At 40.3% G+C, this 24,591-nt stretch carries 30 protein-coding genes and 1 riboswitch; of the genes, 4 read left to right on the top strand and 26 right to left on the bottom strand.

What is annotated here, in order from left to right; translation table 11 throughout:
* Positions 1-18 precede the first annotated feature (18 nt).
* The 8 genes from BABA_RS03115 to BABA_RS03080 form a co-directional block, all read right to left on the bottom strand.
* Positions 19-753 (bottom strand): sirohydrochlorin chelatase, encoded by a 735-nt coding sequence (locus BABA_RS03115; RefSeq protein ID WP_007083674.1) that lies wholly within the window; start codon positions 751-753, stop codon positions 19-21.
* 8 nt (positions 754-761) lie between these two features.
* On the bottom strand, positions 762-1,538 hold the full coding sequence (gene cobA, locus BABA_RS03110) for a uroporphyrinogen-III C-methyltransferase (RefSeq protein WP_007083673.1): 777 nt from the start codon (positions 1,536-1,538) through the stop codon (positions 762-764).
* Between the two features lie 21 nt (positions 1,539-1,559).
* Positions 1,560-2,159, bottom strand: coding sequence for an adenylyl-sulfate kinase (gene cysC / locus BABA_RS03105; protein ID WP_007083672.1), 600 nt, complete (start codon positions 2,157-2,159; stop codon positions 1,560-1,562).
* A gap of 13 nt (positions 2,160-2,172) precedes the next feature.
* Positions 2,173-3,321, bottom strand: coding sequence for a sulfate adenylyltransferase (sat, locus tag BABA_RS03100; RefSeq protein ID WP_007083671.1), 1,149 nt, complete (start codon positions 3,319-3,321; stop codon positions 2,173-2,175).
* A gap of 146 nt (positions 3,322-3,467) precedes the next feature.
* Positions 3,468-4,517, bottom strand: a complete 1,050-nt coding sequence (locus BABA_RS03095) for an inorganic phosphate transporter (RefSeq protein WP_211214156.1) — start codon at positions 4,515-4,517, stop codon at positions 3,468-3,470.
* 65 nt (positions 4,518-4,582) lie between these two features.
* The gene (locus BABA_RS03090; protein ID WP_007083669.1) at positions 4,583-5,299 is read right to left on the bottom strand and encodes a phosphoadenylyl-sulfate reductase; all 717 of its coding nucleotides are present in this window, start codon (positions 5,297-5,299) and stop codon (positions 4,583-4,585) included.
* A 77-nt stretch (positions 5,300-5,376) separates the two neighbouring features.
* Positions 5,377-5,532 (bottom strand): YezD family protein, encoded by a 156-nt coding sequence (locus BABA_RS27935; RefSeq protein ID WP_083865269.1) that lies wholly within the window; start codon positions 5,530-5,532, stop codon positions 5,377-5,379.
* 260 nt (positions 5,533-5,792) lie between these two features.
* Complete coding sequence (locus tag BABA_RS03080; RefSeq protein WP_007083667.1) at positions 5,793-5,990, bottom strand: Fur-regulated basic protein FbpA; 198 nt, start codon at positions 5,988-5,990, stop codon at positions 5,793-5,795.
* Positions 5,991-6,268: 278 nt separating this feature from the next.
* On the opposite strand from BABA_RS03080, the gene BABA_RS03075 reads away from it, so the two are divergent.
* The gene (locus BABA_RS03075) at positions 6,269-6,550 is read left to right on the top strand and encodes a hypothetical protein (RefSeq protein ID WP_007083666.1); all 282 of its coding nucleotides are present in this window, start codon (positions 6,269-6,271) and stop codon (positions 6,548-6,550) included.
* 71 nt (positions 6,551-6,621) lie between these two features.
* Here BABA_RS03075 and clpP read toward each other — a convergent pair whose 3' ends face one another.
* The 4 genes from clpP to BABA_RS03060 form a co-directional block, all read right to left on the bottom strand.
* On the bottom strand, positions 6,622-7,317 hold the full coding sequence (gene clpP / locus BABA_RS03070) for an ATP-dependent Clp endopeptidase proteolytic subunit ClpP (RefSeq protein WP_275450335.1): 696 nt from the start codon (positions 7,315-7,317) through the stop codon (positions 6,622-6,624).
* Positions 7,235-7,930 carry a sigma-70 family RNA polymerase sigma factor gene (locus BABA_RS03065; RefSeq protein ID WP_007083664.1) on the bottom strand — a complete coding sequence of 232 codons (696 nt, stop codon included), beginning with the start codon at positions 7,928-7,930 and terminating at the stop codon, positions 7,235-7,237. Before BABA_RS03065 ends, clpP begins: the two co-directional genes overlap by 83 nt.
* 101 nt (positions 7,931-8,031) lie before the next feature.
* A complete protein-coding gene (locus BABA_RS26310) occupies positions 8,032-8,172 on the bottom strand; it encodes a YrzI family small protein (RefSeq protein ID WP_007083663.1) in 141 nt (46 codons plus the stop codon).
* Between the two features lie 144 nt (positions 8,173-8,316).
* On the bottom strand, positions 8,317-8,928 hold the full coding sequence (locus tag BABA_RS03060; protein WP_007083662.1) for a TetR/AcrR family transcriptional regulator: 612 nt from the start codon (positions 8,926-8,928) through the stop codon (positions 8,317-8,319).
* A 266-nt stretch (positions 8,929-9,194) separates the two neighbouring features.
* On the opposite strand from BABA_RS03060, the gene BABA_RS03055 reads away from it, so the two are divergent.
* Entirely contained in the window at positions 9,195-9,392 is a 198-nt protein-coding gene (locus tag BABA_RS03055) for a hypothetical protein (protein WP_007083661.1), read from the top strand.
* A gap of 47 nt (positions 9,393-9,439) precedes the next feature.
* Here BABA_RS03055 and BABA_RS03050 read toward each other — a convergent pair whose 3' ends face one another.
* The 4 genes from BABA_RS03050 to BABA_RS03035 all read right to left on the bottom strand — a co-directional run bounded on the left by BABA_RS03050 (position 9,440) and on the right by BABA_RS03035 (position 12,869).
* Entirely contained in the window at positions 9,440-9,808 is a 369-nt protein-coding gene (locus tag BABA_RS03050; protein WP_007083660.1) for a hypothetical protein, read from the bottom strand.
* 158 nt (positions 9,809-9,966) lie between these two features.
* Positions 9,967-11,337, bottom strand: a complete 1,371-nt coding sequence (locus tag BABA_RS03045; RefSeq protein WP_007083659.1) for an MATE family efflux transporter — start codon at positions 11,335-11,337, stop codon at positions 9,967-9,969.
* A gap of 285 nt (positions 11,338-11,622) precedes the next feature.
* On the bottom strand, positions 11,623-12,435 hold the full coding sequence (locus BABA_RS03040) for a hypothetical protein (RefSeq protein ID WP_040345041.1): 813 nt from the start codon (positions 12,433-12,435) through the stop codon (positions 11,623-11,625).
* A gap of 233 nt (positions 12,436-12,668) precedes the next feature.
* Positions 12,669-12,869 carry a cold-shock protein gene (locus BABA_RS03035; protein ID WP_007083657.1) on the bottom strand — a complete coding sequence of 67 codons (201 nt, stop codon included), beginning with the start codon at positions 12,867-12,869 and terminating at the stop codon, positions 12,669-12,671.
* 317 nt (positions 12,870-13,186) lie between these two features.
* On the opposite strand from BABA_RS03035, the gene BABA_RS03030 reads away from it, so the two are divergent.
* Complete coding sequence (locus BABA_RS03030) at positions 13,187-14,431, top strand: MFS transporter (RefSeq protein WP_007083656.1); 1,245 nt, start codon at positions 13,187-13,189, stop codon at positions 14,429-14,431.
* Between the two features lie 14 nt (positions 14,432-14,445).
* Here the strand turns inward: BABA_RS03030 and BABA_RS03025 are convergent, their stop codons facing one another.
* The 6 genes from BABA_RS03025 to ftsW all read right to left on the bottom strand — a co-directional run bounded on the left by BABA_RS03025 (position 14,446) and on the right by ftsW (position 20,084).
* Positions 14,446-15,639, bottom strand: coding sequence for an FtsW/RodA/SpoVE family cell cycle protein (locus tag BABA_RS03025; RefSeq protein ID WP_007083655.1), 1,194 nt, complete (start codon positions 15,637-15,639; stop codon positions 14,446-14,448).
* Positions 15,640-15,721: 82 nt separating this feature from the next.
* Complete coding sequence (locus BABA_RS03020; protein ID WP_007083654.1) at positions 15,722-16,681, bottom strand: LCP family protein; 960 nt, start codon at positions 16,679-16,681, stop codon at positions 15,722-15,724.
* A 27-nt stretch (positions 16,682-16,708) separates the two neighbouring features.
* Positions 16,709-17,356, bottom strand: coding sequence for a helix-turn-helix domain-containing protein (locus BABA_RS03015; RefSeq protein ID WP_007083653.1), 648 nt, complete (start codon positions 17,354-17,356; stop codon positions 16,709-16,711).
* 139 nt (positions 17,357-17,495) lie between these two features.
* Entirely contained in the window at positions 17,496-18,131 is a 636-nt protein-coding gene (gene ytaF, locus BABA_RS03010; RefSeq protein WP_007083652.1) for a sporulation membrane protein YtaF, read from the bottom strand.
* Between the two features lie 158 nt (positions 18,132-18,289).
* Entirely contained in the window at positions 18,290-18,934 is a 645-nt protein-coding gene (locus tag BABA_RS03005; protein WP_007083651.1) for a magnesium transporter MgtE N-terminal domain-containing protein, read from the bottom strand.
* The gene (gene ftsW / locus BABA_RS03000; RefSeq protein ID WP_007083650.1) at positions 18,873-20,084 is read right to left on the bottom strand and encodes a putative lipid II flippase FtsW; all 1,212 of its coding nucleotides are present in this window, start codon (positions 20,082-20,084) and stop codon (positions 18,873-18,875) included. Before ftsW ends, BABA_RS03005 begins: the two co-directional genes overlap by 62 nt.
* A gap of 169 nt (positions 20,085-20,253) precedes the next feature.
* Positions 20,254-20,419, bottom strand: a riboswitch (M-box (ykoK) riboswitch).
* A 171-nt stretch (positions 20,420-20,590) separates the two neighbouring features.
* Between ftsW and BABA_RS02995 the strand changes: the two genes are divergently transcribed.
* Positions 20,591-21,328, top strand: a complete 738-nt coding sequence (locus BABA_RS02995) for a protein-glutamine gamma-glutamyltransferase (protein ID WP_007083649.1) — start codon at positions 20,591-20,593, stop codon at positions 21,326-21,328.
* Between the two features lie 73 nt (positions 21,329-21,401).
* Here the strand turns inward: BABA_RS02995 and BABA_RS02990 are convergent, their stop codons facing one another.
* From BABA_RS02990 to tenA, 4 genes are read right to left on the bottom strand one after another with little or no spacing between them, the layout of a single operon-like run.
* The gene (locus BABA_RS02990) at positions 21,402-22,391 is read right to left on the bottom strand and encodes an ABC transporter substrate-binding protein (RefSeq protein WP_007083648.1); all 990 of its coding nucleotides are present in this window, start codon (positions 22,389-22,391) and stop codon (positions 21,402-21,404) included.
* A gap of 19 nt (positions 22,392-22,410) precedes the next feature.
* Positions 22,411-23,181, bottom strand: a complete 771-nt coding sequence (locus BABA_RS02985; protein ID WP_007083647.1) for an ABC transporter permease — start codon at positions 23,179-23,181, stop codon at positions 22,411-22,413.
* Complete coding sequence (locus BABA_RS02980) at positions 23,171-23,911, bottom strand: ABC transporter ATP-binding protein (RefSeq protein WP_007083646.1); 741 nt, start codon at positions 23,909-23,911, stop codon at positions 23,171-23,173. The genes BABA_RS02985 and BABA_RS02980 overlap by 11 nt, the downstream gene beginning before the upstream one ends.
* A 7-nt stretch (positions 23,912-23,918) precedes the next feature.
* A complete protein-coding gene (gene tenA, locus BABA_RS02975; RefSeq protein ID WP_007083645.1) occupies positions 23,919-24,590 on the bottom strand; it encodes a thiaminase II in 672 nt (223 codons plus the stop codon).
* Between the last annotated feature and the right edge of the window lies 1 nt (position 24,591).

Genomic DNA, 24,591 nt, shown 5'->3' with positions numbered 1-24,591 from the left:
AGCTTTTAAGCTATGAAACTAGAACACTTCCACCGCACTTGCCCTTTCAATGACAATTTTTTCAATCGCCCGATGGCCGCTTAATGCGCCGGTTAGAAGAATCTCCTGTCCTAGCTTTTGCCGCCTTTGCACCTCTTGATTCACTTCCGCAAGTAGGAGGCCTGAAAATAATAAATATGGCACTACGATAACCCTGCCCTCTGCATCTGCGGTTATTGACTCAAACCCCTCCAAAAGCCTAGGTTCAGCTGCAGCTAAGTAACAAACAGAAACTTTTTTAATTCCAAGGCGATTCCTGATGCCACTTGTAATTTTTGAAAAATCATCAAGGATCCCCGCGTCGCTGCTGCCCCTTCCAACAAGTAAGAGTCGATCCGCTGGCACCAAATCCCCTGCAGTATCCCTAATCAAATCGACAATCGCATCGAGAATTCTTCCCTGAACACCAAATGGATCCTTTACAGTTACCTGAATTTCAGGAAACCTCGCCTGTAATCCTGACAAGGCCAATGGGATATCTTGTTTAATATGACCTGCAGCAAGGAGAAACAGTGGTACAACCGTAATTTCAGAAGCGCCCCTTGCGACACACTGCTCAAACCCTTCCTCAATGAACGGCTCCGTCAACTCTAGGAAACTGATTTCCTGAATTGGCACATCTGTCCTATCTATTACCCTTTTAATAAAGGCTTTTGCTTCCTCAGACCCTTTTTTCGAGCGAGATCCGTGACCAATATATAAAATAGCTTTCATTTTTTACCTCATCCATGGACAACTGGTAAATCAGGAGCTATCTCTTCCTGAAACCAGTTCAATTTATTATGAAGGCGGACGACCTCACCAATGATGATCATGCTTGGATTGGAAATCGCTGCCTTCTTCACTCGTGCTTCTATCGTCTCAAGCGTCCCGATTACCGTTCGCTGGTCACTTAATGTTCCCCAGTGAACAAGAGCAATAGGGGTTTGCGCTGATTTTCCGTTCTGAATTAAGTGTTTTGTGATTGTTGAAAGGTGGGAAACCCCCATATAAACACAAATCGTATCCACAGCATTTGCCAAATGATACCACTGGTGCTCCGCTGCCGCGTCGCCGATTTGATGACCTGTTATAAACGCAAAACTTTTACTCAAGCCTCGATGGGTAACAGGAATCCCGGCATATGCAGAGGCAGCGATTCCGGCCGTGATACCTGGAACAATTTCAAACGGCACATCGCAGCGGGCACATTCCTCTGCTTCTTCCCCACCGCGTCCGAATACAAAGGGATCTCCTCCCTTTAAGCGGACAACCTGATAGCCTTTTTTGGCGTATTTTACTAAAAAGTGGTTAATCGTTTCCTGCTTCATCGTATGATAATGCGGGAGCTTGCCACAGTAAACAAGCTGTGCCCCTTCCTTTGCATAACCCAGCAGTTCAGGATTGACCAGCCGATCATAAAGGATGACATCGGCTTGCTGCAGGCAGCGCATTCCTTTTACCGTAATTAATTCAGGATCCCCAGGACCCGCACCTACCAAAAACACCTTGCCAGCCATGGGCTCATCATCCTTTCACAGCTAAATAATATTTTTTTGTTGAAGGTATTGAAAAATTTGCCCCACGGCATCTTCTACATGTAATAGGTCAGAACGAATCGTGATTTCCGGGCGCTCTGGTGCCTCATACGGGGAATCAATCCCGGTAAAATCCTTTATTTCTCCGCGGCGTGCTTTTTCATATAGCTGCTTAGGATCGCGGCGTTCACATTCTTCAATCGGACACTCGACGTAAACCTCAATAAATTCTTCTTTTTTAAAAAGGGCACGTACCTGATCACGGTCTGAACGGAATGGTGAAATAAATGCGGTGGTTACCACCGCACCGCTATCGACAAACAGTTTCGCCACTTCGCCAATCCGGCGAATATTTTCTGTACGGTCATAATCGGAAAAACCAAGATCGCGGTTCAAGCCGTGGCGGATATTATCGCCGTCGAGTACATATTCATTGATGCCCTGACGGTATAATTCGCTGGAAACAGCGTTAGCGATGGTTGATTTTCCTGAGCCTGACAGGCCGGTAAACCATAAGACACAGCTGCCATGACCATTTTGAACACGCCTGTCGGTCTTTGTAACTGTTGCCGCGTGCCAGGTGATATTCGTTGCTTTTGACATGTTCGATTCCCTCCTATACCGTTGCGGTTTCTTTTAATCCTTCAATCAACACTTCCACGACCTCTTTTCGGCTGAAAGTAGACGGGGGAAGTGTGCCGGAGCGCAGCATTTCCCTTACCTTTGTACCAGAGAGGATAACCCTGTCTTCATTGCTGTGCGGGCAAGTTTTGTCAGAAGCCATACCTTCACATTTAGTGCAATAAAAGCTATGTTCAAAGAACAGTGGCTTAATGCCTAGTTCCCCTTCAGGAAAATTACTGAAGATTAGCTGCGCATCATAGGTTCCGTAATAATTGCCGACACCGGCGTGATCGCGGCCGACAATGAAATGTGTGCAGCCAAAGTTTTTCCGGGCAATTGCGTGAAAAATGGCTTCTCTTGGACCAGCGTAACGCATCGCCGCGGGATAGACACCGAGTTGCACGCGATTGCTAGGATAGTAGTTTTCAAGTAAAACTCGATAGCTTTTCAAGCGAACATCGGCCGGGATGTCGTCAGATTTTGTTTCACCGACTAAGGGGTTCACGAAAAGTCCATCGACTGTTTCCAATGCGGCTTTTTGAATATATTCATGGGCACGGTGGATCGGATTCCTTGTCTGGAAGCCCACGACCGTTTTCCAGCCTTTTTCTTCAAATAATGCCCTTGTTTCCTTTGGTTCAAGCCACACATCGGAAAATACACCTTTTTCCGGCTTTTTAACGAGTGTTACTTCACCGGCAACATAGACTGGCCCTCTTTCATATAGTCGCTTGACGCCTGGATGGGCAAGTTCTGGAGTCTTATATACCTCGATTGCCTCCTTATCTAAATCAGGTTCATACCATTCAGATACTTTAATAACCCCATATACCTCTTTTTGAAAAACTAACTTGATTTCTTCCCCCACTGTGAGCGTTGCAGCCGTTTGATAGGAAATGGGAAGTGTCACTGGTATCGACCAGATTGTGTTGTCTGCTAAACGCATGTTTGTAACAACAGATTCATAATCGGATTTACCGAGGAACCCAGTCAGTGGGCTAAACAACCCCACACCAATGAGTTCAAGGTCGCTCAAGGCGATTGCATCAATTTCCAGTTCTCTTTCGATCTGTGTTAGATCATAATTTGGATTATATGCTTGAATCAATTTTCCTCCATGAGGTTTAGGCAAAAATGACATCTTTTTCAAATCCCTTCAATGTTTTTTGTATTTAAAAATGGTGTTGCTGGCCACTGAGCCGCGTTTACTCGCGAATTGGCCGCGTTTACTCGCGAATCCCCACCGTTTACTCGCGAATGTACCGTTTTTACTCGCTACTCCGCAGGTTAATCCTTCACAACCTCCTGATGCACCGCGATCGTATGCTTCCCTCGTTTCATTAATGACAGCACACCAAACACGGAGATCAGCACACCGGCCATGGCGATAATTGGATAGAAATTATGTTCAATAATCAATTGGATGAGGGTGTACGATAACACCATCGACAATACAGGTGAAACGATCCACACGGTCAGCAGCTGAACCACAATATCCTTTTTCAACACTGACTTGCCGTGTTTAGCAAAACCCATCCCAATAATGGAAGAAGTCGTAATTTGCGTTAGTGGAACAGGAATTCCGAACACCGATGCCACCGTCACAATCGTTGCCCCTGTGCCTGAAATAACACAGCCCTCTTCCAGGCGAAGCTCCGTTATTTTTTTTCCATTTGTCTCAAGGACGCGCTGCCCAAGCAGCAAGGCTCCGCCTGCAACAAATAATCCGCCCCAGAAAATACCACTTCCGGTGGAGAGAATTTTGGCACCGACAAGCGGACCGACCGCATTGGCTACATTGTTCATCCCCGCTGAAAACGCCTCAAACAGCCCCATAATAACCACTAACAAAGATAAAAATGGAACAGCTTTCGATGTCGTCATCCATTTTACCTTTTTTAATAAATAGGAGGCTGCGACGGCAATGACAAATGCGGCAAACGGTGTGAGCAGCCAAAAAAACATAATCCAGACAAGCTTACTGACAAATACCGATTGGTACACAATCCCGGCACCGACGACAGATCCAACTGCCACTTCACTTGTGGATAAAGGGATGCCAAAAATATTAGCCAAGAACAGGGATAACGCTGCTGATGCTAAAACGATAAGGGCAATTGGCACGGTAAAGGTGTGGCTCGGGACAATTCCGCTGCCAATGGTTTTGACCACTTCACCGCCGCCAAGCCAGGCACCAAGAAATACTGCGATACCGCAAAGCATCAAGGCCAGTCGTTTTTTGACAACACCTGATCCGTAGGCGATTCCCATCGAGGCCGCCGCACCGCTGGCACCAATATTTATCGCAAAAAATAATCCGATGGTAATCGCAATCATTATAAGCACTTGAAATGCCTCCTTAATCCCTCAAATATGGGGATTTGCACGTTTAAAATTTTTCATTAACGGGTGTGTAAACCACATTCCGTCTTACCGCTTCCTGTCCACCGTCCGGCGCGCGAATCACCGTCATCCCCAACAGGTTGTGTACAGGGAAAGCAGCCGATGCTTGGGTATTGATGGTCGTGCAGGGTGTTGTAAGGAAGATCCCTCTCCTTGATGTAGCTCCATACTTCATCCCAGGTCCAATGAATCAATGGACAGATTTTGATGTTCTCAAATTTTTCATCCTTATTAAGGAATTCGGTATTCGCCCTTGTCGGAGATTGTTCGCGGCGCAGCCCGGAGATCCAAGCTTGTTTTGCGGTCAACGTCTCCTTTAATGGAATGACCTTACGAATATGGCAGCATTGATTCGGATCCCTTTTCCATAATGCCGACCCATATTCGGCCGATTGTTCATCCAAACTTATTTTCGGTTGTTTTCGCTCGATTCGTAGGATTGGAAACCGAGCTTCCATCTTATCAATGACTTCATACGTTTCAGGAAAATGTAAGCCTGTATCTAGAAAAACAATATGGGCATCCGGCTTCACCTGTTGAATTAAATCAATTAATACGATTGCCTCGGCACCGAAGCTTGACGCATAGACAATCTGCTCTTCGGGATAGGAACGATATGCCCACTCTAATACCGAACGCGCCCCCTTGGTTTCATCCAAAATGGGGAATATTCCGGAAATTTGACTCCAATTTTGATACGTTACTGTTTCTGTCATCCTTGCTGGCCTCCTTTTTTCAATAAAAAAGGCGGTCTTCCACTTTATTAAGTGAAGACCGCCTCTAGTTTGTCTAGTCAGCGATTTTTATTTGGTTGAAGACGAACCTTTTCGTTTTTCTCAAGTTGCACAATCTTGCCATCTTGGACAACTAGTGTGATGGATCCAAACTTTAAGGATTCAAGCATTTTTTCGAGATGTGCAATAAGCTCTTCCTTTTCATCTGCATTCAGTTGATTCGCCCCCTTTTCATAAAAACGACTTTCCAAGGTATTCGATGGAATTAATCCTACCATACCAATAGGTTTTGTGTAAATAAGAAAATAAACAATTTAAAAAATTTTTATTTGCACCACTTTTTACTAGGTCTTTTTATCTAAAGAAAAGCAGAACGCCTGATTTTTCAAGGTAAAATCGCATAGGAAAAAAGCAGCCACTAGACTGCTTTTGGTTATCCTTGCATCCATATTTACTTAAGTATCATTTTCTTTATCTAAGTATTTAACGAAATCGGAGCACTTTCCTCGTCATACATCTGTTTTTCAAGATCTTTATACTCATCTTCTAAATCACGTAAAGTCCATTCATATAGGTGCTTGTTATTTATTTTATAAATGCCAGATTTAATGAGCTCATCAATTAGAAGATGTAGTTTTTGCTGAACTTCATTCTGTGGTGACTGATCCATCATGCAAACCCCTCCACTCGTTAGACTTAAAGGCATTATAAAATAGGATATACCCTTCATTTTGTCGATATATCAGTTCATTACATTCATTTAATTGAAATGTTACCGGTCTTTAATGAACGTCACAAACTGGGGTAAATGACCTACAGTTCTTTCAAAAAGTTCACATAAGCGAAATATCGCAAAAAATCATTTCTCTGTTTTGTTCGGAAAAAATTAATAAAAAATAGACGCTTTTTTGCCTTTTTTGCATTTACTGTAATGTGAAGGAGGCGATGATAATGACAGAATTAACGTTTCATCAAATTGCCCATGAGTTATTAAAAAAAGAAGTTGAAATTAATACTCTTCAAGGTACCTTTACCGGCCGGCTTCTTGAAGTAGGCAAGGATGTTCTTGTGATAGAAAGCAGGGGCAGAATGAGGCAGAGGCTTTTGGCGGTTAGAATTGATGTGATTATGGCGATCTTCCGCGTAGAACAAATGCCTAGAGGACCATTTGGCTTTATGCCAGAGGAAGTTGAAGATGAACATGAGCAGCAGCATGAAAGCAGCGATAATTAGGAGAACAGGAAAATTGATTTTATCATCATGAATTAAAAAGAGCAGGCAATGCTGCTCTTTTTGATTTCATTTCATTTTGGGTAGAGAATCTCATCGATAATCCCGTATTCCTTCGCTTCCTCTGCACTCATGAAGTAATCTCGCTCCGTATCATTTGCAACCTTTTCAACCGATTGGCCGGTTCGCTCAGAAATAATCTGATTGATGTGTTCTTTTAACTTTATGATGCGTCTTGCTGATATTTCAATTTCTGTTGCCTGACCTCTTGCGCCGCCCAATGGCTGATGGATCATGATTTCGCTATTTGGCAGGGCGTACCGTTTTCCCTTGGTTCCCGCGAGCAGTAACATCGCCCCAAAAGATGCCGCCATGCCAGTGCAAATGGTTCGAATATCTGGCTTAATGTATTGCATCGTATCAAAAATGGCAAACCCTGCTGAAGTAGATCCACCTGGACTATTAATATAAAGGGATATTTCTTTATCAGGAGCGTCTGCCGCTAAAAATAATAATTGGGCCACCACACTATTGGCTGTATGGTCATTGATTTCATCACCAATGATAATAATTCTGTCCTTTAGCAGACGAGAGTATATATCATAGGATCGTTCACCACGGTTAGATTGTTCAATTACATATGGAATGGTACTCATTTCTATATCCTCCTTAAAGCGTTTTGAATGGCTATGCCGCCATACGGAGAGTGCTTGAAGGAGAGTGAGTTTGAATCGATTGCAATTGCCTTGATTTATGCTTCGGAACCTCATTCATGCTGGTTATAGTAGGGATGGACTCAATCAGAATGGCAGGGTCTTGATTTTTCAACGATTCATAAAAAATCTCTGAGAGCCGCTCCGTACCTTCCTCATTCCAAAATGATTCAACTGAAAAGCATTGCTCTTCCTTTTCCAGACGTTTTTTTACCCGATGTAGACTGGCTTTTACCGCCATTTCTGTCGTGTGCATGAGCTCGGCAATTTCCTTCAACTGATATTGAAAAGCTTCTTTTAACATGAAGATGACAGCTTGTTTTGGGGTAAAATGCTTGAGCAGCAGGTCAACTGCATGGTTCATATTGTCCAGTTGATTGGTTGGGTTCTGGATGGTGTGGTCAAGATCCGTTTCAGCCGTCTCATTTTTTCTTTTCCGGAGCTGATCGACCCAATGATGATAAGCAATTTTATTTAACAAGGCCGGACTTATTTGTTGCTGGTGATATTTTAAGGCCTTAATATAGGCCTCTTGTGCAATATCATCTCCATCCCATGAGTTTCGAGCTAGGAATCGACAATATCGCTGCAGCTTCGGGAAATATTCGTTCCACAGCTGACTATCTTGATGTGAAGGATCTACGCTGTCGGGGCTTATCTTGTGTGACATGGTTTTCACTCCTTTTTGCACTCTCTACCTTATGAACGTTTCAAAGGGATTTAAAAGATACGGGGTCATCATTTTTTTTATGATATTATATGCTGGTTTGTTTACATGAATCGATGAATCGAAATTTGCTTTTCTTTATTTTGTTCATAAAGCCTTTCAACCATCTCATCATGCCTAGCTTCTTCAAGACTTATCTTCCGTTTTTTGATTGAAATTGTAAAGAATATAAGATTAATCGTCATTTCTTTCTCCTCCTTCAATTCTCTTTTTAAAATGACTGGTCAGTTTATTTTATTGTATTTTCCAATTCAAAAAAATGTCAATTACATTTTAACTATTTTCCACAAATAAAAAAAAGCAAGCATCTGTGCCTGCCTTTTTACTCTCTACGCTTTCACTTTTTCTAAAAATAACTGTTTCATCTCAGTTAATACTTGTTTATAAGGATAATCTTTATAAATGGATTGGATAGTGACTCCATCAATCATCGACCAGAAAAGATTGGCTGTCAATTCTGGGCTAAGCTGCTGATTGAACTCACCTGATTCTTGTCCTTCTTGGATGACCTTCGAGAACAGTTGGATGAGATACTGTTGTCTTCGTGCAGTTAATTTCTCCATTAATTCTGCATGTCGTGCTGCATGGAGTTTAAATTCATTGTGAACGATAATTTTGCTATGGGTTTCATCCTTTGCTACATCTAATGTTAAGTAGACGTCGAATAAAAAATTTATCTTTTCAATGGCATGATCGTAAGTGTCAAGGTCTTTCGTTAATAGCTCATTTGTTTCCTCTGTTTCAGTAGTCATTAATGCCAAATATATTTCATCTTTACTTTTAAAATAATTATAAATGGATCCTTTGCTAATCCCTGAATGCTCCACTATGTCATCAATGGTTGCTACTTGAAATCCCCTCTTGGCGAAACATATCAGTGCACTTGCAAGGATCTCTTTCTTTTTCTTTTCTTTATATGAATCTGATACGATTGGCGGCATTTTTTATCTCCGTTCATTTGAGTAATTTCCATAGTTTTATTAAAACATATTTCTTACTTTTTAAACAAAAAAAACGAATAGTCTTATTGTCTATGCTTATGTTTACATAATATTATTATAGTTATTTACGTCAAACTGCACTGTAATTTTAAATGGAAGTGGTTTCAAAAAAAATGGGTGATTTTGATGAAAAATAATGGTGGACTATTTTTGTAAGACTGCTATAATCTCATATAGAATACATTATTATTTTAAAGGTGGGCATTATGGGGAACACTTGTAGATATGTTGTCAACGCACTTGGAAAAGGTGGAGAAACATATTATACGCATTGTAAGGATAAACATGAGCTGCAGAAATGGATTCATAACAATCGTGAAAAGTTAATCATGGATGAACTAATAATCACGGATAAAAACCAAAGTTTATTTACCAAGTTATTTGGCTTAAAAAAATTATATTAGTATTGAGACGCTATTCCAATAGGAATAGCGTCATATTTTAGTATTTTTTATTCCTCTAATTCTCTCAGTTTCTTTCGTAATTCTATCATCACCGCTCTTGGGTTTTCCATTTCAAAAATGACATATTTATATTTTCCAAAGTCCTCTAATTCCAAATGAATGAGTGGTACTGGATGTTCGCAGGAAAGAAAGTACCACTCGTTGCCAAATTTGAAGCTTCCTTCAAAAATATGGAGGGATGCAATCGAGGCTCCCGGCATTTTGAGCTTCCACATCGGCGGCTCAAATTCATCAATATATACGCTTTTTATCGCCTTATACGGAATTTTCAATTGCCACCTAAGAGCAAACACACTTAAGACTCCCGTTAATTTTAGTACGAACTCTTCCTTTTTAAAGTGTACTTCCCTTCCCATAAAGCTCACCCCAAATATGGATTTCAATCAATCCTTCAACCATATTTTATCACCAGAAAAAATAACAAACCAGCTATTTTATAACGAAACAACAAAAAACCCCCGCCACACATGGCGAGAGCAAATATCAAAAAATGGTGCCTGACACCATTGCTAACCTACACAACTTCTTTAACTTGAATATGGGTGAATTTTCTTTTTTGGATGTAGATTAGTCTGATGGATAGGGCGATTCCTGCTGCTAGTAGTCCGATGGTTAGCCCGAGCCAGTAGCCTCTTGCTCCTAATCCTGCAAAATGGGCTAGCAGATATCCTACTGGTAAACAGATCAGCCAATAGGCGATTAGGGTCATAATGAAGGCGAGGTTGACATCTTTATACCCTCTTAATGCCGCCTGCGCGGTTGCCTGTATGGCATCCGAAATTTGAAAAAACAGCGCGAAGATTAAGAAGTTTGCTGTTAAATTAATTACCGCGGTTTCATTCGAGTATAATCCGGCAACCTGGTAGCGGAATATGACGACTAACACACCCGTACCGGTCGCGATCAAGATGGCGAGCAGCACGCCTAACCAACTATACTGTTTCGCATCTTTATAGTGCCTAGCCCCTACCTCATATCCAACAAGAACGGTAAGTGCGGTCGAAATACTAATCGGAATCATGTATAAAAACGATACAATATTTAAGGCTGATTGATAAGCGGCAATAGTTGTGACACTATATTTACTCAACAAGATGGTTACGACGGCAAACATACTGGTTTCAAAGAAAGTCGAAAGACCCATCGGCACGCCGATTTGTAAAATCTCTTTACACTTTTCCCAAGAAAATTCCCTCATATTAGCAAACACTGGATAAGAAGAAAATGGATCCTGTGTTTTCACAATAAACCATGTCATCCCCATGATGATCCAGTACGTAATAGACGTGGCAAAGCCTGCTCCGGCACCGCCAAGTTCGGGGAGGCCGAATTTTCCAAAGATAAACGCATAGTTCAAAAAGAAATTGACTGGCAATGACATGAGCATAATGACCATGACCACACGTGTTTTACCTAATGCATAAATAAAGGAACGAAGTACGTTAAAAATAAACAATGGTAAAAGACCAAAACTTAGGCCTACCAAATAATCAAAGGCCGTTTTCTCCACTCGAGCCGGCAGCGCCATTTTATTTAAAATAGGATTCAAAAAGAAAAACCCAAGAATGATGACCGCTAATGCTATGAAAACGGAAAGATAGATTCCATGCCTGACAACTGCTGAAACCTCGTTGCTCTTCTTTTCACCGAATCGTTGGGCTGCAATCGGTGAGACAGCGAGAAGAATACCGCTGATTCCGTTAAAAATTGGGCTCCAAATCGAAGAGCCAATCGCCACTCCAGCTAAATCAGAAGAATTATATTTACCTGACATAATCGTATTGAAAAATACCATTGAAAACATGCCAAGCTGCGTAATTAAAATAGGGATTAACAAAACAAAAATTTGCTTTGTTTTTTCCTTGATTGTATATGTCTGATTCATACATTTGTACTCCTTAAGAAATAAAAATCCGAACCTTCATTATACCCTACCTTTAATTAATTTTCCTCAAAAATATTAAGATATCGTGATTTCCATCACCACTACTGCCTGATGCTTTTTTTACAATATAGAGAAAGGGGAAAGGTGATCAAAGTATGGAAAAACAATTAATCGATTTAACTATTTTTGAAATGATTTTCAAAATTACTACATGTTTCATAACGATGCACATATCCGGTTAGAGATATATTTTCCATAAAACGAATAGGACCTCCCATGGAAGTCCTATTTTTTAACGATTTTAGATGGGTTATTTATCTTATATAACACCGGGACATCCATCACGAATTCTTCAGGAACTTCTTTTCCTTTAGCCAATTTCTTGGCAGCAACTTTGCCGTCAAATTCAAGCATGTCTCCCGGTGCCAATTCAAATTTTTTCAGCGTTTTGCTGTGACTGCACCAGGCCAACCCCAGTTCGAGCGGATTTTCTTGGACAATTTGGGTCTCCTCTAGAACAACCACCTCATCATTTTCTTCATTAAAGGGGTTGTATACAAGCGCAAATTGTTTCACTTTCGCTGTAAAATGAACTTTCTCAGCAGGAAGTTCGAGTTTCGGAGCTTTTTCTTTCTTTGGTTTCGGTTTCTTTGGTTTCGGTTCCTTTGCCGCCTTATCCTTTTTTGAAGATTCTATGGCTGCGACCGGTTCAGCAGCTGCTACTGTCACGTTTTCCTTTTCAGTTACACTCGCTTTGTCTTCAAGCGTTAACATGGATTCTTTTCCAAAGCTTGATTGCTGCATTTCTTTTAAATAGGCGGGGTGAATGCAGCTTAGATGACCGTCTTGGAATTCAATCACAAGGGTGTTAAATTCCCCAGCATTCCCGTAGGTTTCATATCCTTTAATAGTCACAAGTCGCTGAACATATCGATCCTTGTACCAAAATTCCCGTTTCGCTTCCTTTGCGGACGATAGCGCCCATTCCTTTAGCTTCTCCCTATAATGTTCGTCATCACGAAAAGCTTCAAAATCCCCTTTAGGTGGAATATAGGTAGTTAACCCGGTTTGTTCTATTTGAGGCCGAAGGATCACCATTACGCCACTTCCTTCCACTATGTACATTGATTTGATTATAGCATTTCCTGCAAATAACAAAAAGCGCAAGCGCCTTGGTCAGCCCCGACAAGCATAAGACGCTCCTGAATAGAAGGCGTTCTTTGCCTTCAATTCAGGAGTGGCTTATGACCTCGAGGGGCTAGGCGCTGGAGCTAGATTCACAATAAAAAAAGACTCTGCGAAAGAGTCTTTTTCTTTTATGTTAGCTAAAATTATGCTTTACGCACGTTAGAAGCTTGTGGTCCACGTTGACCTTGCTCTACGTCAAAAGTAACTGCTTGACCTTCGTCTAAAGTCTTGAAGCCTTCACCTTGGATAGCTGAGAAGTGTACGAATACATCGTCTCCTGCTTCGCGTTCGATGAATCCAAATCCTTTTTCTGCATTAAACCATTTTACTTTACCTTGTTCCATTTGTGTATCCTCCTGCTGTGTGCCACGCACACAATTTGTTACTATCCTTGCTTAAATCTTCAAGACAAAAAGCAGTATTTCACTTTCACGTTCTTTCCGACCCACAAAAATAATTCTACTTAACTATAACAGATACTACCCAATAAGGCAAACCAATAAACAATTCTGATGATTCATTTTTAGCTATATTTTGTTGTCATTTCCAGTTTATCTTTCTAAAAATTCCGAAGTTCGTAAATAGAAAAAATTCTCCTGTAGATTCGTACAATTTGGTTGTATAATATCTAGAGAATTTATGAATGAAACGGTGAGGACATATGCGCACATATAATGAAAAAGTAAGTATCTATCATGGAATGGTCTCTATAGTTGCTGTGAATCTTGCAGGTAACTTTTTCCCGATTTTCGCTATCGCCATCTTGGGAGCATCCAATTATCAAGTTGGTTTGATCAGTTCCCTCCCACCATTGGTTGCGTTAGTTATGACAATTCCGGCAGCGATTCTATTAAACCGACTCGAGCAGCAAAAGAAAACCGTTGCACTATCTGTTTTTTGGGCAAGGATCATGTTTTTGTTGTTAGCCGGAGTGGTTTTTGTTCATTCCTCCTATCAGGCATGGGCTTTTTTAATCATAGTCGCAATAATGAATATCCCTGGAACGATTTCTACGATTGGCTGGCAGACACTGATTAGTGGGATGATTAAGGAGGATCGCAGAGGAACTTTTTTCAGTGACCGGAATCGGTTATTAACGATTGTTGGGATGATTACGACGCTGATAATTGGGATTTTGATGAAAAAGCACACAGAAGATGCAGCGGCATATCAGGTATTATTTATCATTGCGTTTCTTTTTGGCTTAATGGAAGTATTTTTTTTATTGAAGCATAAGGAAAAAACAGAATCGAAGCCCGACAATAAGAAAAAAAATTCATCGATGGATTGGTCCATTTTTAAAGATAAGGGATACAAATGGTTTCTTATTACTGCCCTATGCTTCAACTTTTCCTGGCAAATGGCTTGGGGACTTTTCAATATTTATAATGTGAAATATGCCCATGCGACGATTTTGTGGATTAGTATATTTTCCGTTGCCAATCAATTGGTGCAAATCTTCTCGTTTCCATTATGGAAGAAATTTGCGGAGGAAAAGTCGAACACATTAATGCTTGTATGGGTGGCAGCCGGAATGGCAACGGCTCCTTTTTTAACCGTCTTGTCTACTAATCTGGTTTATCTTACTCTTGTACAAATGACATCCGGCTTTTTTGTTTCTGGTACCACGCTTCTCCTGTTCAATCTGTTATTAGAGAAATCACCAATGGAGAAGAGAACCTATTGCATCACGACTTATAATGTCCTTTTATCCTTTGTCGCTTTTATTGCACCACAGATTGGCATCTGGCTTTTGGAAGTAACCGGCATGGAAACCTCGATGGGAATAAACTCCCTCCTACGTTTTATAAGTGCCTCCGTCTTCCTGCTCATGTACCTAAAATTTAAGAACACAAAAACATCAACAAAGGCCATCACAGGAAAAAAAGCGTCCCCCCTGCCGTAAATGAGGGACGCTTTTTAATCGGTCGAAAGCTTGTTATTGCCCGAAAACATATATATTCCAAATGTTTTTCGAATTGAAAAGATCATGCCCATTAAAATCATATTAGAAAACAAGGAACTTCCGCCATAGGTGATAAACGGGAGGGCAATCCCTTTAACTGGCATTATTCCGACAACCATTCCGATATTTTGAAAAATTTGCACGGAAAGACTCAAGGTGATGCCTGCACAGATATACATCCCAAAAGATGTCTGGGATTTATGTCCAATGCGAATCACTCTATAGAGCAATAGCATGAACAGAAGAACAACGAAAGAGGCGATGATAAAACCTCCTTCTTCTGCTACGGTTGCGAAAATAAAGTCCGTATGCTTCTCAGGAATATAAACCTTCCCATTCATGAATCCTTTTCCTACTATTTCACCGCTCCCTACAGCTAAGATCGATTTCTGGCTTTGATACGCATCACTACTGTTTCCTGCAGGATCCAGCCACCCGATAATTCGTTCCTGCTGATGCGGTTTTAACAGTGGAATGAGGTCTTTATAAATAATATCTGGTTGATAGTAAAACAGATAAACCAGCATTCCTGCAAATAAAAGCGCTGCTAGCATGAAAAAAGCAACCAATTTTCTCTTTAATCCAGACAAATAAAGCATACTTCCAATCGCGATGAAATAAAGGAAGACCATCCCCGTGTCTGGCTGCTGATAAACAACCAACGAAGGTGGAATCGTTACAAATAATATTTTTCCAACTAGTAATAAATCGGTGTGGACTGTTCGGAAAAAATGTGAGGCATTATGCGTTGAAATGAGTCTAGCGACCAAAATAATTAATGAAATTTTAAAAAACTCTGATGGCTGTATAGAACCTACCAAAGGGATGCTATACCATCTCTTCGCACCATAAATCACTGGAGCAATCTTTTCCGGTGAAAATCGTAATAAAATGATGACCATAAAGAAGAAAATATAGGCAGGCCAAGCTAATCTTTCAATTTGATCTATATCTAGCTTGGCTACGGCCAGTAAGAGACTAAAGCCGATAATATAATTGATACCCTGTTTCAATGCGAAATTTTGTGCACCATACTGGCCAGTTTGCTGACTGCTATAAATAAAAACAATACTGACCATAAAAAAGGCCATCAAGATGAGCATGATGGGACCATCTAATCTTTTATAAAAATTTGTTTCTGTGTTCATTTTACTTCACCAATTATTTTTCATTTATTTTACTTTCTGTAATGACCCTAACCTATTACTAGTAGGAGCCAGTAATTCCGTCTCAGGAACTTGTAGTATTTTCAATTTCACTAGATGCTAGGAAGTCCTTTAATGCTTGCTGGTTTTTCTCGAAATCTAATTTAAGCACCGCTCCTACGTTAACCGTTTCATCGACATATGAATTGTCAACTGGTATCCGAATACTATCCACTTTGGTTGATTTCCCAGCAAGTAATCCTTTAGTGATTGATAAAATCGTTGGCGAATCAACATTTGTATCAATATAAGGGGTAGCAACCCCTAGGATCTTTGGCAGATTGATTAAATTATGAAGACTGACTGCTTGTTCCTTTATCTTTGAAATGGCCTCCTGCTGTCTTTGCACCCTGCCAAAATCACTCAAGCTATCATGGCGAAAACGAACATATCCTAATAATTTATCACCATGTAATATTTGTTTCCCAGGTTGTAGTGTCATACCAATTCCATACGACATTTCATACGGAATATCGACCTCAATTCCTTTAGGAGCGGCAATGTCGACAATTTTTGAAAAACCTTCAAAATCAACAATGGCATAGTAATTTATATCGACATCAAAATTTTCTTTAATCGTTTTCCTTACTAATTCAGGCCCGCCAAATGCAAAAGCCGCATTTATTTTTTGCTTGCCATGACCGGGAATATTCACGTAAGAATCTCTCATAATCGAAGCTATCTTCATTTTCTTTGTGTTTTGATTATAATGAGCAATCATCAATGTATCAGATCGAGAATGCTCCTCACCACGGGAATCACTTCCAAGTAATAAAATATTAATCTCTCCAAATTGCGGTTCAGCACCTTGGAAATCATCAAACTCTTTCTGTTCATCCTTAAATTGGCTATTACTCGCTTCGGATAGACCTCTTTTATATTGATATACAGAATAAATAACAACTATTAAACATAAGGTAAGAACTACCAAAACGCCATTCCTAATCCATTTTCGTTTCTTGTGTATATTTTCTCGTTTTTCCATTTTAACAATCACCTGTCAGAATTAATTTTATGCTTTTGTTGATAAGAAATCTAAAACAAGCTTTACTGCTATTGCATCATCAACATACCCGAGTGGAAAAATATAATCAGGAATCACATCAACTGAAAAAATAAAGTAAATGAGCGCACTGCCAATCAGTCCAAGCTCAACAGGAGTACCCTTTCTTAAGCGAAACTGTTCAAACATTTCTTTTAACTGGTTAATAAACGGACCGATGCTGCCAACTTTGTTTAGCTTTGGCTCAAAGTCTGATAGAATTATCTCGCTTCCCTCATCCGTTTGCGAATAATGTTGATATTTGACCAATTGCTCTTCAACACTTTCAATCGTGAAGGTATTCGGTGTTAATTCAGAAGCTTCAAGGACACTTTGAATGCTATCCAAAGATGAGTGAATGTCTGAATTTTTCTGTTCCTGACCTTGGTCAACCCGGTAACCAGCTGCTGTATACAAATCAGGGGTCGGCACACCAAGACAGTCGGCCATTTTCTCTAAATGCTCTGGAGTTGCTCTGCGTTTTCCATTGATAATCCGCGAAATAGTAGCGGTGTCAATTTTTGTAAGCTCACTGAATTTCCTCATTGATAATGATCGTTCCTTTAGTAATTCTTTCAACAGTAACCCAAGTTTATTATTTGTATGTTGAGTTGACATTCGCTTTCCTTCCCCTTCTAGACAATAAATAAGCCAATTTTTCATATAAGAATATGAATCTACTTCATAGAGTTATAAAATAATTGTTATTTTGGAATATAACTCAATATTGACATTTTGTCAACAAAAACTACTGGTGTTAAAAGAATGCCGTAAAAGCGATGATGATAATAATGATCCCGCTGATCATTGTTCCGAATTCTCCCAGCGTAAAGGAACCGATACGAATGTCAGCTAATTTATATCCTAATTTTACTCCACACCATACACTGATAATACTACCGATTGCAGCAGTGAGTGAAATAGCCAGTGGTGAAAACCCTAGTAAACCTGCCCCTAAACCATTTGTAAGGGCATTGGCTGATAAGGCAATCCCAAGAACCACTGCCTCCCCCATGCCAATTTCTCCTGAACGATCGACATCCGCTGACTCCGGATTCCGGAGAATTCCCTTCATTCCAGAAGTTTGGGAGGAATCACTGTCAGTACTTACCGCAAAGTCACCTTTCTTCCTCGGAGCCCCCAGTAGAATGATACGAATACCAATAATACAGAGAAAAATCGCTCCGATGATCACGGGGAACATACCAGGAAGAATTTTTGAAAGCCACATCCCAAAGCTGATCCCCATAATACTCATCAAGAAGCAAATCATGCCTATCAACAGGTTTGCACCGAATCCGATTCGAATCTTGCGAATTCCGTATGAAATACCTATCCCTAAATTATCAACACTTGCTGAAACTGCAAAAGCCAAGATAATTAACCACGACAATGAAATTCACTCCTCATTTTTTTTTCATTGTATTGATTCTATTGAGGAAAAGTGCTAATTTCATTCAAAAAATTGACAAAAAGTCAAATATGTTGCTCTCAAACTAATAACCAAGCAATATTCTAACCTATTTCATTAAAGGTGTAATAGGATCTTAGCTACCGTGAAATAATGGAAAATACATCTACCGAAACAAAAACAGGTTCTCCTTGGACAATTTCCTCTAATATTGTTCCTGCTTCGGCTAGGATGATATCCTTTAAAGAAACAACACCAACAAGGTCACCATTTCTTCCTAATACATAAATATATGAAACAATTTCTGCTTCCTGGCCAACTTTTCGAATATGTCTGATTGTTTGTTCGACAGTCCAGTGAATTCGGGCTGCAACATAATCGATCGTGGCCAATCTTCCGGCAGTATTTGGTTCATAGTTCATCAAATGATGAATTTTTTCTCGATAACTTTCAGGCAGATAGCCCAATAATTTTTTTCCTTGATTCGCATGCACCGATAAGAACAAATTTACAATTGTATCACTGGACATTTCATTTATAAGGTCTGATTTACTTTGTTCATTGATACGAAGCAATATTTTATATTGCTGTTCTGGATCTAAATATTCAAGAATTTCTGCACCGAGTGATGCAGGAACAAGTAAGAACAAGTTCATTTGTTCTTCCGAATTCAACGCACTGACCATTTCCGCAATATCAAAAGGTTGAAGATCTCCAAGGAACTTATTTAAAAGGGGTTGATTTTGTTCCTGCAAAATTGTTTGTAATTCCATGTTGTGTTCCATATTCTAAACCTCCATTTCTTACATTATGTTTCGATGTTTTAGCCGAATATGAGTGGCTGTTCCAGGATATATTCACTAAAATCCCTATAGAAATTAACATAAATAGTAATGAGGAACCCCCGTAACTAACAAAAGGAAGCGGGACTCCAGTGATTGGAAGCAGGCCTGAAACTGCACTCAGGTTAAAAATGACCTGTACCATCATTTGAAAAGTCAGACCAATAGCCAATAATTTAGCAAATGAATTCTTAGCTATTAGAGCAATGCGGACACCACGGTACATGATGAATAAATAGGAAAAAATGATAAATAAAAGACCGAATACGCCCAGTTCCTCCAAGATAACAGCCATAATAAAATCTGTATGCGCTTCGGGGAGATATCCAAATTTTTCAACACTGTGACCGAGACCTTTCCCCCAAATCCCTCCGGATGCGATAGCATGATATGCGCTAACTAATTGGTAGCCATCGCCAAATGGATCAGCAAAGGGATCTCGAAATGACAAAATCCGGTTCAAGCGATAGGGAGCAGATAGTGCTAAAAAACCTACTCCACCTAAGGCTATGCTCCCTAATAGGAGTAAGTGAATAGCTCGTGCACCCGAACAAAGCAGGATAAACCCGCATGGTATTAATATCGCAGTCGCTGTCCCTAAATCCGGCTGTTTCAATATTAGTAAAAAAACCGTCCCAAGTATAAAAAGCGGTGGCATAACACCCTTCCAAAAATGATTAATATAGGTTTGTTTTTTGGCATAAACGCTCGCAAAATAAATGATCATGACAAGTTTAACGGCTTCAGTTGGCTGGATGAGCAATGGTCCTAGTTGGAGCCATCGCTGTGAATGATTCCTCTCCACTCCGAACAATGGAACTAACACCATGATCAATAATAAGATTGAGATTAACACTAATATTGGACTAAATTTCCCATAAACACGGTAAGGAATGATGGCAGTGATGGCCATTAGAACAAATCCGATGATAATGGAGTGTAGTTGTTTAAAGTAAAAAAACCGCGAATCCCCGAAATCAACCGAAGAGATCGGAAAACTTGCACTATAAACCATGACTAATCCAAACAAACATAAAAGTACGGTAGCAATGACTAATAAATAGTCCATCTGTTTCAAACGCTTTATAACCATTCAATCACCTTCTTATTGACGATTATTTTTTTCGAACCCACTGCCCACATGCTTTGGTTGTAAAACAAAAAAACCCTTATTTCCTAAACTGAGGAAATAAAGGGCCAATGTATGTACATTAATAAACTATTTTTCGCTTAAAAATTCTAACAGCTTACTAGAGTTTTACCTATTATTCCCTCGTTCAAGTTTTAGCACTAAATAGCATAGGCAGGGATACCAGCTTCGTTAAAAAAGACCTTCGTCCGATCTTTCCTGTTGACCCATTGGCGTCTCTCGACATTTTTGGGCAGAAGCGTATCTCTATTTAGGAGCCTCACCTAACAGAATACTTAAAGTGTTTATGAAATTAATTAAACTATACGATTTTGTTGTCAAATTGTCAACGTTTTATCAACAATTAATAGTAATATCTTTTTGTGAAATTTCCTTGAAATTGATTAATATTAAGCTGATTGTTTCATATTTTTATATAAGGGGATAATTATGGTGACTAGGAGGCAGCGATGATCAGAATTAATCATCAGGTGGTTGAGCAAAAGGAGCTTCTTCACAATTTTACCAATAAAGAAGATATTTCTATTATTAAACAATTGACGGAATACCAGGCAGTTTACGAATATCAAACGATAAGTCAATTAAAATTTGAACTTTCGTTTCGAAAAAACACGATGAAGGCCGCACAGGAGTTGAATAAAAGCGGTGTAAAGTTTACAACATTCCGCTATGCCTTTTGCAATAAAAAGTATTGGAATCGATTACGGAATGGTGGCTTTCTCATTAAAGCCAATGTTCCTCCTTCGACTGCTATTCTAGATATCCTTAAAAACGGCAAGCTTTATGCGTTTGAATGCTCCACCGGCATCGCGATTGTATTGTATATTGCCACGCTCTATTCCATTGGAAGCGAAAGGTTTGATATCCTTTTTGCCCGGCTTTACTTGATGGATTGGCAATTTGATGACGATCTGCCAATTCTTCAAAAGTTTGGTACGGACTATTTGCCTGGTGATGTCCTGCACTTTAATAATCCGGATTTTGATCCGAAACAGCCGTGGTGGCGGGCAGAAAATGTCATCTATTTTGGCGATGACAAATACTACGGCCACGGAGTCGGCATTCGAGGGGCCAACACAATTATTGAATTTTTAAACAAAAAACGTAAGAAAGATCCCGAGACATCGGCCTACCTCATGCAAATGATCACTCGGCCACATTATCAATCATTACAAAATCACTTGTAGCGTTAAGGGTGACAGGCACCATAGCTCTGCTATGGTGCCTGTCACCCTTATTACCCTATTTACAGTTGGAACCTCAAAAATTAATAAATGCGTCCTCCGCATTTACTTCTTTTTTTATCATTTTGGTGGTTTTCAGCCATTTGGTGACTTTTTCCCATGTTTCTGGGTCTTGGTAGCCGAATGGCTTTTCTTTTGCGTCCATTAGCGGGAGAAGGATCTCTAGGCTTTTTCTTTCAATATCCGTCTCTAATGGCGACGTTTTGTCTTCATGCTTTAATAATATGGACAGGCCTTCCTCCGGATGGTCGGCGACATAGGTCTGACCCTTCGAAGTCGCAGCGATGAACTTTTTAAATACTTCCGGCTTTTCCTTTAGGCCTTTTTCACTTCCGACTAATACCAATTCATAATAATCGGGAACACCATAATCCTTAGGGTTTAATGTACGGATTGGATAACCTTCTTTTTCCAATAATAACTTCTCGTGGTTAATAAATCCACCCATCAGTGCATCAGTTTTCTTCGTGGCTATTGCAGGAATCAAGTCCCATCCAACATCGACCATTTTTACGTTCTGCGTATCCCCGCCATCCGATTTCACCATCGTTTGGATAATCGCTTCATCTAATGGAATGGTCGGATAGCCAATCGTTTTTCCGGCTAAATCCTTTGGGGAACGAATCGGACTATCAGCAGCAACCATTAATTGATTCAAGGGGTGGCGCACGATAGCGGCAATTGATTGAACGGGAATATTCTCGCTCCGTGCCACAAGTACCTCAGGCTGATAGCTAATCGCTAGATCCACCTTCCCTGCCGCCACAAGCCGAAGCGGATCGTTCGTGTCGGCAGGCATTTGGATATCCACGTCCAACCCCTGTTCTTTGAAATAACCCTTTTCTATTGCAGCATATAGAAACGAGTGCACGGCATTGGGATACCAGTCCAGCATAATACTCACTTTTTGCTGGCCACCTGAAGCTTTATCAGCACCGCCTTTCCCACATGCACTTACTAAAAGAAGCAACAAGCATACCATGATTGTTAACAAACTTTTCTTCATTGAATTTCCCAAAACCTTTCTAGTTCCGAATTATATTTTTCAATAAATACTTTTCAATGAAACTAATACATAAAAATAAGACAATCCCTATTAATGACAGGAGGAAGATGGCGGCAAAAACGGCATCCGCTTTCAGATTACCCGACATCCGCCGGCTGAAATAACCAAGCCCCTCACTCGCCCCGAGCCATTCACCAATGGTTGCACCGACAACACAATAAACCACAGACATTTTCAAGCCGGACAAGATCGATGGCAATGCCAACGGTACCTGGATTTTTTTAAAAATAGTCCAGCGATTGGCGCCCATTGTCTGCAGTAACTCCCGGTACTCACCACCGCCTGCCTTCAGCCCATCATAGGTACTCACAACAATTGGAAAAATTGCGATTAAAATGGTGACCGCAATTTTGCTCCAAATCGAATACCCAAACCACATAATAAAAATAGGTGATATCGCAATCAACGGAATAGTTTGTGAAATCACCAGAAATGGGTACAATATTTTTTCTAAAGTGCGGGAAAAGTGCATGCCAACGCCAAGCAGCAAACCGCCGGCAAGTGATAGACCAAACCCAATCAATACCTCTTTTAAGGTTGCTGGCAAATGTACCTTGAACAAGAGCACCCGGTTGTCCGTAAGTGCCGCACCAATTTCCGTAGGTGATGGCAAAATAAAAGACGGAACCATTCCGCTGCTTACAATCCACTCCCAACCACTTACTAACAAAATGGCCACTATCAGGAATAGACCATAATCCCCTAACCATGTTCTCCAATTAATTTTCATCTTGAATCAGCCGCTCCAATTCTTTTCTCATCACGATAAATTCGGATTGATAGATTATTTCTGCATCTCTTGGTCGTGGAAGGTTGACTTTAATTTCTTTTATAGTCCCGCTTTTTCCAAGCAAAATAATCCGGTCGCTTAACAAAATGGCTTCTTCTAAATCATGGGTGATGAACAAAACCGTTTTTTGTAAATTCCCCCAGAGTCCTAGCAGCCAACTGTGCATGTTCCGTTTCGTTAGCGAATCGAGTGCCCCGAACGGTTCATCTAATAATAACAAGTCTTTCCCTGTCATGATGGTTCGTAAAAAAGCAACCCGCTGCCTCATCCCGCCGGAAAGCTCATCCGGATAGGCATGTTCAACATCTGCCAAGCCAAATCTGGCCAGCCATTCGTGAATCTCTGGAATTTTCCGCTGACGATTTTCCTTCGTGACTTCAAGCGGGAGAATGACATTTTCTATAACCGTCCTCCAGGGTAAAAGCAAATCCTTTTGCGGCATATACCCTACATTGCCTAATCTGTTTCCGGGATGTGCACCATGAATCCTGATTTCACCCGTATGTGGCTCCAATAATCCAGTTATCAATTTAAAAAGCGTACTTTTTCCAGAACCGCTTTCACCAATAACAGAAACAAATTCTCCCGCTTTTACAGCCATTGAAACTTTTTGAAAAATGGGTCTTGCATTCCCGTCAAAAGCGTATGTAAGGTTTTCGATTGATAACATCTTGGTGTTAGACAGGCCAATCCTCCCCTTCGTAAATCATATCCCAGAACATGTACTCAAAGCGGGAGGCCGTAAGGAAATGTCCTTCTAACGCTGCTAATTCTCGTTCTGGTTTTCCTTCTGTCAATTGATCTAATAACTCAATCAGCCACGTTGCCAATGAACCAAATTCATCAGAGGCATACATTTTTATCCAATCGCCATATAGTGAATGCTTGCTAGCTTCTGGATATTTGTTTGCTAGCATTCTGCTAATCTCCCAGTAGCTCCACATACATGGCAATAAAGCTGTAATTAATTCTGCTAATTCTCCATTTTGAGCAACGTTCAACATATACCGTGTGTAGGCTAAATTGGTGGGAGTTGGTTTTGTTTCTTCAAGCTGTTGTTGACTAATGCCAAATTTGGCTGCATATCCCCTGTGCAGTTCCATTTCACCATGAAGCGTTTCATGGAGCAGTTTGGCAAAGGCAGCCATCGTTTCGAGATTGCTTGCTTTAACTGCCCCCAATGCAAAAAGCTTGGAATAGTCGATTAAAAATATATAATCCTGCTTCATGTAACGAATAAATGATTCCACAGGAAGGTTCCCCTTCCCTAACCCGTCAACAAATGGATGTTGATGAGTTTTTTCCCAAATTTCTCTTACCTTTTCATACAGTCGATGAGAAAATTTCATT

Origin of the sequence: Neobacillus bataviensis LMG 21833, from assembly GCF_000307875.1 — a bacterium.
GTDB lineage: Bacteria > Bacillota > Bacilli > Bacillales > Cytobacillaceae > Neobacillus > Neobacillus bataviensis.
The sequence above is the reverse complement of the archived record's forward strand: the minus strand, read 5'-3'. Positions and strand labels throughout refer to the sequence as shown.